This is a genomic window from Trinickia sp., assembly GCF_051953955.1.
GTDB lineage: Bacteria > Pseudomonadota > Gammaproteobacteria > Burkholderiales > Burkholderiaceae > Trinickia.
This window is the reverse complement of record NZ_JBQCIF010000007.1, coordinates 16,553-28,270: the sequence shown is the minus strand read 5'-3', so window position 1 is coordinate 28,270 and position 11,718 is coordinate 16,553. Positions and strand designations below refer to the sequence as shown.

The window sequence follows — 11,718 nt, the reverse complement described above, 5'->3', positions numbered from 1 at the left end:
CTGTCGAGCATTTTGCTGAAAACCTTGTAAGCGTCGCTCGCTGAACCGTATGCGCGCTTCGTCTTGTCGTCGTTGACCCATCCCAAAATGATGATTTTGCTCTGCTTGTGATAGCGGAAAAACAGGCGATACTGCTGAAAGAATTTCGCGCGAAACCAATGCTTCCTGTCGTCGCCCAAAGTCCCGCCCTGCCGATAGTCGCTGTTCTCGGGATCGTGCGGAATGATTTCGAATGCGAGCTTGACGATCGCTGCAAGCCGCTTCGCAGCGTTCTTTTTGTGATACTCCCGAGGGAGTTTCCGTTTGAACTCTTCGACTTCCTCGACGAGCGATTGGAACTGATCGAGAAAACATGGGTGACCAAAGATCGTCCACCCATTCATCACGAGCGTTGCGGCATTTTCCGTCATTCATCGTCCGGGGAAAGAGCCGCATCGAGATCGATGTCGACGTGCGCGACCAGCGCTTGCACGCGCTGCACGAACTCAGGCGTGAACGAGCGGAGGGTTTCCGGGTGTCTCTCGATATCGCGGGCAAGAAACGCGAGAAAGGGCTCGAACGCGGGATCGTCTTCTTCGTCAGCCGGTGCGCGTTCCATGACAACTTCACCGGTTGATTTGATCCGGTAATGAATTTTGTCCCTTTTGCCAAGCTTGAGGAACCGGCGAACGATCTCGGGAACGGTAGTCTGATACCGATCGGTCAGCGAAGACTCGGCTTCGACGAAATCCCCCTCAGGAGTGAGCGCGTAGGACATGTCGGACTCCATTCGATGGTTGGGAAGATGGTAATGCAATTGCATTACCGTGTCAATGCGTTCGGCTGCCTCTCGGGACCGCTGGTGGACTCATCTTCAAGAAGCGCGTGTGGCGGGATCAGTCCGCCGGGTGACTCGTACATTTGCGTGACGCGGCCCCCTCTATGAACAGCACTACCATTTGCTCGAACTCCTCGCGCAGCGAGATCGTCGGTTCCATCAGCCAGCGCATCAGCGTGCCGAGATACAGGTGGTGGAACCACGTCGTGAGCTGCTTGGCCGAAAAGCGGTCCGACAATTCGCCTGTACCTTGAGCATCCGTGATCAGCATGTACCAAAGCCCGGCAATATCGCCGCGATCGGGATTTCTCTGTGGCGGCGGCTCCGGCGTCGCGTCGCCCATCGATAGAAAGCGATGCCGCAGGTAGGCGGCAAGGTGAGCAGGGTGTCTTTCGCACCAATCCGCCGACGCATCGAGTTCGGCCGATACACGCGCCGCGAAGCCGCGTCTGCGTTGCAACTCGGGCGTTAGCCGTTCGAGATCGCGTTTGAGCTCGGCCTCGAGCCAATGCGCCAGCAGCGCCTCCTTCGTCGGGAAGTGATTGTAGAGCGTGCGTTTGGCCACGTCGGCTTCTAGCGCAATCTGCTCCATCGTGACGCTGCCGTAAGGCTGGGTCTCGAATAGGCGCCCGGCCACGCCCACCAAATGAGCGACCATCTGCAATCGCTTGCGCTCTCGGCGTCCCGGTTCCTCGACTGTTGTCATCCGCGATATTCTCTGAAAAAAATGCACATCGTGCATTAATATACGTCGTATTCTTTTGTGTTCAATGGCGCGGCCCGCGCAAGCGGGGCGACGGACGAAGCATGAAATTTACCGTAGCGACGTATGGGACAGAAGGCGATACTCGGCCGCTCGCCGCGCTTTGTCGCGCGCTGATGGACGCGGGGCATGAGGCCCAGTTGCTGGCGGACCGTGCGACGCTGCATGCGGCGCGTGCGTTAGCGGTGCCGTGCGCACCGCTGTCCGGCGACATCCGGGCTGCGGTCGCGCCTGAAGCACTCGGCCCGATCGTCGGCAAGCGCGGCAGCGCGCGAGCGGCGATGAAGGCGCTCGCTTCGATCGCGAATGCCAATACGTCCGCCTGGATGCGTGAAGTGAGGGCCGCGGCCGACGGCAGCGACGCCGTGATCGTGTCCGCGCTGGCTTCTTTCGTCGGGTTGTCCGTCGCTGAGCAGTTGCGCATTCCGGCGATTGGCGCCGCGATGATTCCCATCACACCCACGCGCGATTTTGCCTCGCCGTTCTTGCGGCCCGGCACCGTGCCCGGTTTCCTGCATCGCGTGAGCCACCCGTTCGTCAACCATATGATCTGGCGCGCGTTCCGCGCAGCGACGAACAAGGCGCGCGTCGAAGTTTGCGCGTTGCCGCCGCGCAGGCGTGGTTGGACCGATCATCCCGTCTTGTATGGCATTTCTCGCGCGTTGCTCCCGCAGCCAGCCGACTGGCCCGAGCACGCGCTCGTTTGCGGTCAATGGGTCGCCCATGCTGACGGGGGCGACGATTGGGCGCCACCCGACACGGTGTCGGCGTTCCTTGAAGCTGGCGAGCCGCCGATCTATATCGGCTTCGGTAGCATGGCCGGCTTCGATAGTAAGCGATTGATGCGTGCGTTGGTCGCCGCGGTCGACGGGCGCCGGGCACTCGTTTATCCGGGGTGGGGCGGCCTCGGCCCGTCGGAATTGCCGTCGAATTTCCATGTCATTGGAGACACGCCGCATGCATGGCTGTTTCCGCGTGTGTCGCTCGTGGTCCACCACGGCGGCGCGGGAACGACGCATTCGGCGACGCGTTCGGGCAAACCGTCGGTCGTCGTGCCGTTTGCGGGCGATCAGTTCTTCTGGGCGGATCGGTTGCATCGGCTCGGCGTCGCAGCCGCCGCAGTGGATGGCAACGCGCCGACGGCGGCCGCGTTCGCACGCGCGATCGAGTTTGCTTCACTGAGTGCAACCCAAGCTCGCGCGGAACGACTGGCAGCGGCGATGCGGCACGAAGACGGCTTACACACGGCGGTTGCGGCGATCGAACGCTTGGGAGCGGCGGGGCGCGAACTCAGGTCTGTTGGGATCTGCCCTGTGAATGCGCATGGTTAGCGGGTAACAAGTCGGAATGTGTTCGCGCGTTAGTGCGGATCTATCGTCTGATGATAAAGTGCTTCGCTCCGAGAGGCCGTCGCGGAAATACCGATAACGCTTTGAGATGGCGATAAATCGCAAACGAAAATATGCGCCTGAGCCAGGATGGTTGGACCGCATCGCGGACTCGCGAGTACGCCGTCATGGCCTATTACAACGACCAGGCGAACAATTGCACGTTCGGGATTGGCACGCTTGCGCACAATGGGTCGTGCACCCAAGAGGAACTGGCAAGGCCTGTCACTGCAGCCCAGGTGAACGCGGCACTTGCCGTTCGCGTGGGCCACGCGGAAGCGGCGGTGCGCCGCATCGTGAACAACCGGGAATCTGCGCCGTTTCGCCGGCGGGGCAATCATCAATGAAAAAACTCGTTCTTGGTTTGGTCGTCTTTGCATCGGCCCACGCATTTGCCGACCCGACACCTGCTGATGAGATCTCGGCTCGTAGTGGCTTGCCGGCGAGCGAAGTCAGTGCGTTGCTTGCCAACTGCGATTCGAATCAGACCAGCATGAATTTTTGTGCGTGGCGCGACCAGATCGTCGCTGAACGTGAGTTGCAACAAGTCATCGAGCAGCGCAAGCGTGAGCACCCGGAGCAAAAAGCACCGCTCGATGCGCGCATCGCCAAATGGAAAAAAGCGCGCGATGCTTCTTGCGAGAAGTCAGCGCGGACGGAGTGGGGTGATGGATCGATGCGGCCGGCGGCTCAGGCGATCTGCGTGACCGCTGCAATGAAGAAAATGGTAAAGAAGCTGAGCCAGTAGTGCTGCTTTACTCGCTCGCTGCTGTAGATTGATACGGCTTATCGATAAACCGTTGCCATCGAGCGGTTACATCGCATCGCGGCGCACCGTATCCTGGCGACGTGCTCGGAACGGAGAGCCGAGATGCGGTGTGCACAGCGTAAAAAGCTGTTCTCGCCCACGTTGGCTATGCGGCGCCCGTCAATGAATCAGCGACCCCTCGAGGCCGCCGATGCCATGGGTAGTTTTGTGCGACAACTGCGGGTAGACCGGCGAGCACTCGGCAGCGCCGGTCCGCGCTCAGACGTTGAACAAGAAATTCATGACGTCGCCGTCGTGCACGACATACTCTTTACCTTCCGCGCGCATCTTCCCGGCTTCCTTCGCGCCCTGTTCACCCTTATACGTCACGAAATCGTCGAACGAAATCGTCTGTGCACGGATGAACCCACGCTCGAAATCGGTGTGAATGACGCCGGCCGCCTGCGGTGCCGTATCGCCGATATGGATCGTCCAGGCGCGCACTTCCTTCACGCCGGCCGTGAAATACGTCTGCAAGCCCAGCAGCTTGAAGCCCGCGCGGATCACGCGGTTCAGGCCCGGCTCGTCCATGCCCATGTCGGCCAGGAACACTTCCTTGTCTTCGTCCGCGAGATCGGCGATTTCCGCTTCGATCGCCGCGCACACGGCGACGACGGGCGACTTCTCGGCCTCGGCGTACTTTCGCACGGCATCGAGATGCGGATTGTTCTCGAAGCCGTCATCCTTCACGTTGGCCACGTACATCGTCGGCTTGGCCGTGATGAGGCAAAACGGCTTGAGCAGCGCCGCTTCCTCGTCCGTCAGATCGAGCGCGCGAATCGGCTTGGCGGCATCGAGCTGCACCCGCGCTTTTTCGAGCACGGCGGCGAGCTTGACGGCTTCCTTGTCGTTGCCCGACTTCGCCGCCTTCGCATAACGGGTCAGCGATTTTTCCACCGTGCCCAAATCGGCGAGCGCGAGCTCGGTGTTGATGACTTCGATGTCCGACAGCGGATCGACCTTGCCCGCGACGTGAATGACGTTCTCGTCCTCGAAGCAGCGCACGACGTGCGTGATCGCATCGGTCTCGCGGATGTTCGCGAGGAACTGGTTGCCGAGGCCTTCGCCCTTGCTCGCGCCCGCAACGAGACCGGCGATGTCGACGAATTCGACGACGGCCGGCACGATCCGCTCGGGCTTGACGATTTCGGAGAGCGCCTTCAGGCGCGCATCGGGCACCTCGACGACGCCCACGTTCGGCTCGATCGTGCAGAACGGATAGTTCTCGGCGGCGATGCCCGCCTTGGTCAGCGCGTTGAACAGGGTGGACTTGCCGACGTTGGGCAGGCCGACGATGCCGCATTTGAGGCTCATTGCTAAAACCTTGATTGGAAAGATGCAATTGTAACGCGTTCGAAGCGCCCGCCTGCCGCGAAACACCGGCCGCACGCGAGCACGAAGACGGCCTGCCGCTCCGGGGCCGACACTGGGTCCCAGGCTCGAGCATGCTGATCACGTTTCGCGCATGAGGTGGCTGCCGTGCGGCCGAGGCGGGCACGAAGATTGAGAATTCGCTGACTTCCCGATGCTACACTTCGTCGCGTGTGCGCGTAGACGCACCGCCAGCCCGCCTTTCGAATCATGGGACCGGCATGCCAGGAACTCGCGACGACACCCCAACCTCCCAACCAATCCCCCGCGGCCTTCGCTGGCAGCGGCTACGGATCAACCTGCTGACCCCGCCCGTCATCGTCGTCGGAGCGGTCCTCATCGCGTCTTTCATGGTTGCGCTGTGCGCTGTGGTGCTTTACCAGTCTCGCTCGGATGCGCTCGAGCGTGCGCGGGAGACGTCGCGCAACATCGCCCTGATCGCCGAGCGCGACATCGAACGGAACTTCGAGCTTTACTCGCTTTCGTTGCAGGCGGTCATCGATGGGATGCGCGACCCCGACGTCATGGCGCTCCCGCCCCGCATCCGGGGCGAGGCCTTGTTCGATCGCGCCGCCTCGGCCAGCTATCTGGGATCAGTCCTGGTGCTCGATTCGAAGGGGCAAGTGGTGCTCGACTCGCTGGCGGAGACACCACCCAAGATGAATTTCCGCGACAGGCGGTATTTCACCGTCCAGCGCGACAACCCGAATGCGGGGCTGTTCGTCAGCGACCCGTATCGATCGCGGCTGCGCGGCGGTTCGCCGAGCATCGCGCTGAGCCGCCGGATTTCCCGGCCGGACGGCTCGTTCGGCGGCGTCGTGCTCGTGGCGGTCCAGCTCGCTTACTTCCACGATCTCTTTTCGGGGTTGCAACTCGGCCCCCACGGCTCGATCGCGCTGATCGGCGAAGACGGCGTCATGGTCATGCGCCAGCCCTACGATCCGGCCGTTCCGGGCCGCAACATCAGCGACGCGAGCACTTTCCGACGATTCCAGATGGCACCGGAGGGCAGCTTCACGGATACGTCGACGCTCGACGGCGAGCACCGCCTCTATTACTTCAAGCATCTGCGCCACCTGCCGCTGATCATCATGGTGGCGGAGGGCGAGCCGGACATCTACGCGGCCTGGACGCGGCGCGCGCTGATCATCGGCTACTTGATGGCTGTGTTTGCGGCGGCTTTCGTCGGGCTCGCCTTCGTGTTGGCGGGGCAACTGCGCCGACGCATGCGCGCCGAAAGCGAATTGGCGCTGCTCGCGCGCATCGACGGGCTCACCGGGTTGAACAACCGCCGCACGCTTGGCGAAATACTCGACCGGGAGTGGCGCAGGGCGCGGCGCACGCGCAGTGTCTTCTCGCTCTTGTTCGTCGACGTCGACCGCTTCAAGGCCTACAACGATCTCTATGGTCACCAAGCCGGCGACGATGCGCTCGCCGCGGTCGCACGGTGCATCGGCGAGAACCTGCGGCGCTCCGGCGATAGCGCCGCCCGCTACGGCGGCGAGGAATTCCTCGTCGTGCTGCCCGATACGTCCCAGCAAGGGGCGCTCGCGATCGCCGAGAACATTCGGACCGCCATCAGCGATCTAGGGATCGAACATGCAGAAAGCGAATATGGCCGCGTGACGGCGAGCATCGGCGCGGCAGCGTGGACACCCGACATCGATGGCGACGTCACCGCGGTGATTCGCGCGGCGGACCGGGCGCTGTACGACGCGAAGGCGACCGGGCGCAATAAGGTTGCCGTATGCGAGCCCCGGGCGGCGCTCGAATCGGCCGAAGGGCCGCATTCATAAATTCCGGGGCGGTTCCGTGCGCGAGCCGGCATTGCGCCAGGCGGTGCGCGGCGGCACGCGGCTATAATTGCCCACCATGACTGCCCATCATCAGACGTTTCACGTCGCCGTCGTCGGCGGCGGCCTCGTCGGCAAGAGCGCCGCGCTCGCGCTGGCCCAAGCGGGGCTGCGCGTCGCGCTCGTCGCGCAGCCGGCTGCGCCGCGTCCGGCGGACGTGCCGTTCGACGCGCGCATCTATGCGCTCTCCGCCAGTTCGCAAGCGCTGCTCGAGCGGCTGCGCATCTGGCAGGCCCTCGACCGCGATCGGCTCTCCCCCGTTTATGACATGCGCGTATTCGGCGATGCGCTCGCCGAATTGCACTTCTCGGCGTTCCAGTCCGCCGTGCCTCAACTCGCGTGGATTGCCGAGTCGTCGCTGATCGAGCATGCCCTCGATGCCGCACTGCGTTTCCAGCCGCAGGTGAGCTGGCAAGACACGCGTGCGCAGGGGCTCGACGTGAAACCCGATGCGGCCTGTCTGGCGCTGGCGAACGGCCAGGTGCTCGAGGCCGATCTCGTCGTCGGTGCCGATGGGGCGCATTCGTGGGTGCGCGCCCAGATCGGCGCGCACGTGACACGGCGCGACTATCGGCAAACGGGCGTCGTCGCGAACTTCAAGGCCGAGAAACCGCACGGCGAGACGGCTTTTCAGTGGTTCGTCGACGGTGAGATCGTCGCGCTGCTGCCCTTGCCCGATTCGCACGTTTCGCTAGTCTGGTCGGCGCAGGCAGATCACGCGCGCGAGTTGCTTGCGCTCGCGCCGGCGCAGCTCGAGGCGGCGGTCGAACGCGTCGCGCACGGCCGCCTCGGTGCGCTCGAATGCGTCGGGCCCGCACACGGATTCCCGCTGGCGCGGCAGTCGCTCGATCGGTTGATCGCGCCGCGCGTCGCACTCGTCGGCGATGCCGCGCATCTGATTCACCCGCTCGCCGGCCAGGGCATGAATCTGGGTTTGCGCGACGTTGCCGCGCTCGCTGACATCATCGCCGACAAGGAATCGTTCCGCGATCTCGGCGATCCCGTGCTGTTGCGTCGCTACGAGCGCGCGCGGCGCGAGGACATCGGCGCATTGACGATGGCGACCGACGGCTTGCAGCGCCTGTTCTCCGTGCCGGGGGCGCTCGCGCGATCGGTGCGCAATGCCGGAATGGCCTTCGTCGGCGCGCAGCCGCTTGTCAAGCGCTGGCTCGTATCGGCCGCGCTGGGATAACCGAACCCATACAGTAAGTAAGAGTAAGGACACCTACATCATGACCCTCGCCATGCGAATCGCCGCTTGCGCGGCACTGGCCGCCGCTGTTGCGCTCGGCTGCACGGCCCACGCCGATCAGACCACGGACAAGCTGAAGTCGACGCTGCAGGCCCGGCTTCCCGAAATCCCGATCAAGAGCATTTCGAAGGCGCCCATCGCCGGGCTCTACGAAGTCAATCTGGGCACGCAGATGGTCTACACCGATGCCAACGGCGACTACGTGATCGCCGGCGATCTCGTCGAAACGAAGACACGCACCAATCTGAGCGAGGCGCACCTGGCCGAACTGAACAAGGTCGACTTCGCAAGCCTGCCGCTCGATCGCGCCGTGAAGGTCGTCAAGGGCAACGGCAGCCGGCGCATCGCCGTCTTCTCCGACCCGAACTGCCCGTATTGCAAGCAGCTCGAGACGACACTGAAGTCGATCGACAACGTCACCGTCTATACGTTTTTGTATCCGGTTCTGTCGCCCGATTCTCTGACGAAGTCGAAGGCGATCTGGTGCGCGGCCGATCGCGGCAAGACGTGGGAGGCATGGATGATCAACCACCAGGCGCCGGCCGCCGCGACGGCGAACTGCGACACGTCCGTGCTGGACAAGAATCTCGCGCTGGGGCACAGCCTGAACGTGACCGGCACGCCGACGATCTTCCTGTCCGACGGCCATCGCCTGCCGGGCGCCGTGTCGGTCAGCCAGCTCAACGAGGCGCTGGCCAGCGCGCATTGAGTCCGACTGAACAACGCCACTGAGCCCGATTCGTATTCCTGCCGCAACGATTCCCGCACGAGATTTTGCGCCGCCCGATGAAGCCTACCCGCTACGCGATCGTTCCCAAGCATCCTGCCGCTCACCTGTTCGAAGTCACGCTCACGTTGGCCGATCCCGATCCCGCGGGGCAGCGCTTCACGCTGCCCACCTGGATTCCGGGCAGCTACCTCGTGCGCGAATTCGCGCGCAATATCGTGACGCTCAGCGCGTTCAACGAAGCGGGACGCAAGGTACGGATCCGCAAGACCGACAAGCAGACGTGGGAGGCCGCGCCCGTCAAAGGCGACGTGCTGACACTGCGCTACGAAGTCTATGCATGGGACATGTCGGTGCGCACCGCGCATTTGGATGATACGGCCGGCTTTTTCAACGGCACGAGCGTCTTTTTGCTGCCTGCGGGTCGAGAAGAGGCTGCTTGCATCGTCGACATTCAAAAGCCGGCCGGGGCGGCCTATGCGGACTGGCGCGTGGCGACGGCCCTGTCTGACGGGCGCGGCACGAAGCGCTACGGCTTCGGCGAATACCGTGCGCAGAGCTACGACGAACTCGTCGACCACCCGGTTATGCTCGGGAAGTTCGCGCTCGCCACGTTCAAGGCGCATGGCGTGCCGCACGATATCGTGATCGCCGGGCGCACCGTCGCCCTCGACATGGAGCGGCTGGCGCAGGACCTGAAGCGCATCTGTGAAACGCAGATCGCGCTCTTCGAGCCGCGTACGAAAAAAGCGCCCGTCGATCGCTACGTGTTCATGACGCAGGCGGTCAGCGACGGGTACGGCGGTCTCGAGCATCGCGCGTCGACGGCGCTCATCTGCAACCGCACCGATCTGCCTGTCCGTGGGCGGCCCGAGATGTCGGAGGGCTACCGGACGTATCTCGGTCTGTGCAGCCACGAGTATTTCCATACGTGGAACGTCAAACGGATCAAGCCCGCTGCCTTCGCTCCGTACGATCTTTCGCGCGAGAACTACACGTCGCTGCTGTGGCTGTTCGAGGGCTTCACCTCGTACTACGACGACCTCATGCTCGTGCGCAGCGGTGCGATCGCCGAAGCCGACTATTACGCGCTCGTCGGCAAGACGCTCGGTGGCGTACTGCGCGGCAGCGGCCGCTTGAAGCAGAGCGTCGCCGAAAGCTCGTTCGACGCCTGGATCAAGTATTACCGCCAAGACGAGAATGCCGCGAATGCGATCGTCAGCTATTACCAGAAGGGCTCGCTCGTCGCGTTGGCCTTCGATTTGGCCATTCGGGCGCGCACCGATCACCGCAAATCGCTCGACGACGTCATGCGCTTGCTGTGGCAGCGCTACGGCCGCCAGTTCTACAGCAGCAAGGCCGCCGGTGTGGCCGAGGACGAGGTCGAAGCGCTGATCGCCGAAGCAACCGGCGTCGAACTCGGCACCTTGTTCGACGATGCCGTCCACGGCACGCGCGATTTGCCGCTCGAAACGCTGTTCGAGCCGTTCGGCATCGCCCTCGAACCGCAGGTTGGTGGCACTGGCACTGGCAGCGCTAGAAACGGGCAGGGCGCGGCCAAGCCCTCGCTCGGCGCGCGCGTCCGCGCCGGCGCCGACTGCATGCTGGCCGCGGTGCACGACGGCAGCGCGGCGCAGAAGGCGGGCCTCTCGGCCGGCGATGTACTGATCGCCGTCGACGGCCTACGCGTGACGGGGTCGAACCTCGACACGCTGCTGTCGCGCTATCTGCCGGGGGCGACCGTCGAGATCCACGCGTTCCGGCGCGACGAGTTGCGCGTCGCGCGCGTCAAGCTCGACGGGCCCGAGGTGACGCGCTATCGGCTCGTTCCAGCCGAAGACAAGCGCGGCGCGCCGGCAAGGCGCGCACGGGAACGCTGGTTGCGCGGATGATCGCTGAAGCCGGCGTCTGGGCTCTCGCGGTGTGCGGCGCGGGCGAGCGCCGCGAGGGCGCTTGGCTGGCCATCGTTCCATCGTTGCAACAATGCATCCTCTTTAAGCTACTTTTTCCGTGTCGGATCACCCGCCACAATGGCTTCACTCGCGCACAAACGCGCAACCCACTTGGAGCCTGACATGACGACGATCCTTCAACTGAATTCGGCGGCGCGTTCGCAAGGCGCGAATTCGACCCTGCTGGCCAATGAGTTGGCTGCCACGCTGCAGCAAGCGAATCCGGGCGCCAAGCTCGTGCTGCGCGATTTGCTGGCCGACGCGCTGCCGCACCTCGACGATGCCGTGCTGGGCGCGTTCTTCACGCCGGCCGAGCAGCGCACGCCGGGCCAAGCCGCGATCGTGGCGCGCAGCGATGCGCTGATCGCCGAACTGGAAGCTGCCGACATCGTCGTCATCGGCGCGCCGATGTACAACTATGGCATCTCGTCGCAGCTAAAAACGTATTTCGACTGGATTGCCCGCGCCGGCGTGACATTCCGCTACACGGCGACGGGTCCGGAAGGGCTGCTGAAGGGGAAGAAGGCGTATGTCGTCTCGGCGCGTGGCGGAAAGCATGCAGGCACACCGCAGGAAAGCCTGACGCCGCATGTAAAGTCGTTCCTCGGCCTGATTGGCATCACCGACGTGGAGTTCATCTACGCCGAAGGCCTGAACATGGGGCCGGACGCAGCCGGCGCCGCTTTCGCTTCGGCACGCCAAGCGATTGCCGCGGTAGCGTAATCGATCCGATGGCCGTGCCCCGGCCATTGCACCGGGCCCATTCGCAGACGCGCAGACGCGCAGG

At 63.7% G+C, this 11,718-nt stretch carries 12 protein-coding genes; 8 read left to right on the top strand and 4 right to left on the bottom strand.

Annotation, left to right across the window (positions count from 1 at the left end; translation table 11 throughout):
- From ACTHNZ_RS01115 to ACTHNZ_RS01105, 3 genes are all read right to left on the bottom strand, one after another.
- Positions 1-410, bottom strand: a 410-nt coding sequence (locus ACTHNZ_RS01115; RefSeq protein WP_440540646.1) for a type II toxin-antitoxin system YhaV family toxin, incomplete at its 3' end; no start/stop codon positions are given.
- Positions 407-757 carry a type II toxin-antitoxin system PrlF family antitoxin gene (locus ACTHNZ_RS01110; RefSeq protein WP_440540645.1) on the bottom strand — a complete coding sequence of 117 codons (351 nt, stop codon included), beginning with the start codon at positions 755-757 and terminating at the stop codon, positions 407-409. The genes ACTHNZ_RS01110 and ACTHNZ_RS01115, both read right to left, overlap by 4 nt.
- Positions 758-875: 118 nt before the next feature.
- Positions 876-1,523 carry a TetR/AcrR family transcriptional regulator gene (locus ACTHNZ_RS01105; RefSeq protein ID WP_440540644.1) on the bottom strand — a complete coding sequence of 216 codons (648 nt, stop codon included), beginning with the start codon at positions 1,521-1,523 and terminating at the stop codon, positions 876-878.
- Positions 1,524-1,624: 101 nt separating this feature from the next.
- Between ACTHNZ_RS01105 and ACTHNZ_RS01100 the strand changes: the two genes are divergently transcribed.
- From ACTHNZ_RS01100 to ACTHNZ_RS01090, 3 genes are all read left to right on the top strand, one after another.
- A complete protein-coding gene (locus tag ACTHNZ_RS01100) occupies positions 1,625-2,911 on the top strand; it encodes a glycosyltransferase (protein ID WP_440540643.1) in 1,287 nt (428 codons plus the stop codon).
- A gap of 185 nt (positions 2,912-3,096) precedes the next feature.
- Complete coding sequence (locus tag ACTHNZ_RS01095; RefSeq protein ID WP_440540642.1) at positions 3,097-3,315, top strand: hypothetical protein; 219 nt, start codon at positions 3,097-3,099, stop codon at positions 3,313-3,315.
- A complete protein-coding gene (locus ACTHNZ_RS01090; protein WP_440540641.1) occupies positions 3,312-3,716 on the top strand; it encodes a lysozyme inhibitor LprI family protein in 405 nt (134 codons plus the stop codon). Before ACTHNZ_RS01095 ends, ACTHNZ_RS01090 begins: the two co-directional genes overlap by 4 nt.
- 279 nt (positions 3,717-3,995) lie before the next feature.
- Here ACTHNZ_RS01090 and ychF read toward each other — a convergent pair whose 3' ends face one another.
- On the bottom strand, positions 3,996-5,090 hold the full coding sequence (ychF, locus tag ACTHNZ_RS01085) for a redox-regulated ATPase YchF (RefSeq protein WP_440540640.1): 1,095 nt from the start codon (positions 5,088-5,090) through the stop codon (positions 3,996-3,998).
- A gap of 278 nt (positions 5,091-5,368) precedes the next feature.
- On the opposite strand from ychF, the gene ACTHNZ_RS01080 reads away from it, so the two are divergent.
- The 5 genes from ACTHNZ_RS01080 (at position 5,369) to ACTHNZ_RS01060 (ending at position 11,654) form a co-directional block, all read left to right on the top strand.
- On the top strand, positions 5,369-6,943 hold the full coding sequence (locus tag ACTHNZ_RS01080; RefSeq protein ID WP_440540639.1) for a sensor domain-containing diguanylate cyclase: 1,575 nt from the start codon (positions 5,369-5,371) through the stop codon (positions 6,941-6,943).
- Positions 6,944-7,019: 76 nt separating this feature from the next.
- Complete coding sequence (locus ACTHNZ_RS01075) at positions 7,020-8,192, top strand: UbiH/UbiF family hydroxylase (RefSeq protein WP_440540638.1); 1,173 nt, start codon at positions 7,020-7,022, stop codon at positions 8,190-8,192.
- A gap of 40 nt (positions 8,193-8,232) precedes the next feature.
- Positions 8,233-8,961, top strand: a complete 729-nt coding sequence (locus tag ACTHNZ_RS01070) for a DsbC family protein (RefSeq protein WP_440540637.1) — start codon at positions 8,233-8,235, stop codon at positions 8,959-8,961.
- 77 nt (positions 8,962-9,038) lie between these two features.
- On the top strand, positions 9,039-10,871 hold the full coding sequence (locus tag ACTHNZ_RS01065) for a M61 family metallopeptidase (protein WP_440540636.1): 1,833 nt from the start codon (positions 9,039-9,041) through the stop codon (positions 10,869-10,871).
- 183 nt (positions 10,872-11,054) lie between these two features.
- Complete coding sequence (locus ACTHNZ_RS01060) at positions 11,055-11,654, top strand: FMN-dependent NADH-azoreductase (RefSeq protein WP_440540635.1); 600 nt, start codon at positions 11,055-11,057, stop codon at positions 11,652-11,654.
- Positions 11,655-11,718 lie beyond the last annotated feature (64 nt).

Coding starts and splice junctions, on each gene's coding strand:
- ychF (WP_440540640.1), bottom strand. CDS start 5,090: ATGAGCCTCAAATGCGGCATCGTCGGCCTGCCCAACGTCGGCAAGTCC.
- ACTHNZ_RS01110 (WP_440540645.1), bottom strand. CDS start 757: ATGTCCTACGCGCTCACTCCTGAGGGGGATTTCGTCGAAGCCGAGTCT.
- ACTHNZ_RS01100 (WP_440540643.1), top strand. CDS start 1,625: ATGAAATTTACCGTAGCGACGTATGGGACAGAAGGCGATACTCGGCCG.
- ACTHNZ_RS01065 (WP_440540636.1), top strand. CDS start 9,039: ATGAAGCCTACCCGCTACGCGATCGTTCCCAAGCATCCTGCCGCTCAC.
- ACTHNZ_RS01090 (WP_440540641.1), top strand. CDS start 3,312: ATGAAAAAACTCGTTCTTGGTTTGGTCGTCTTTGCATCGGCCCACGCA.
- ACTHNZ_RS01075 (WP_440540638.1), top strand. CDS start 7,020: ATGACTGCCCATCATCAGACGTTTCACGTCGCCGTCGTCGGCGGCGGC.
- ACTHNZ_RS01095 (WP_440540642.1), top strand. CDS start 3,097: ATGGCCTATTACAACGACCAGGCGAACAATTGCACGTTCGGGATTGGC.
- ACTHNZ_RS01060 (WP_440540635.1), top strand. CDS start 11,055: ATGACGACGATCCTTCAACTGAATTCGGCGGCGCGTTCGCAAGGCGCG.
- ACTHNZ_RS01070 (WP_440540637.1), top strand. CDS start 8,233: ATGACCCTCGCCATGCGAATCGCCGCTTGCGCGGCACTGGCCGCCGCT.
- ACTHNZ_RS01080 (WP_440540639.1), top strand. CDS start 5,369: ATGCCAGGAACTCGCGACGACACCCCAACCTCCCAACCAATCCCCCGC.
- ACTHNZ_RS01105 (WP_440540644.1), bottom strand. CDS start 1,523: ATGACAACAGTCGAGGAACCGGGACGCCGAGAGCGCAAGCGATTGCAG.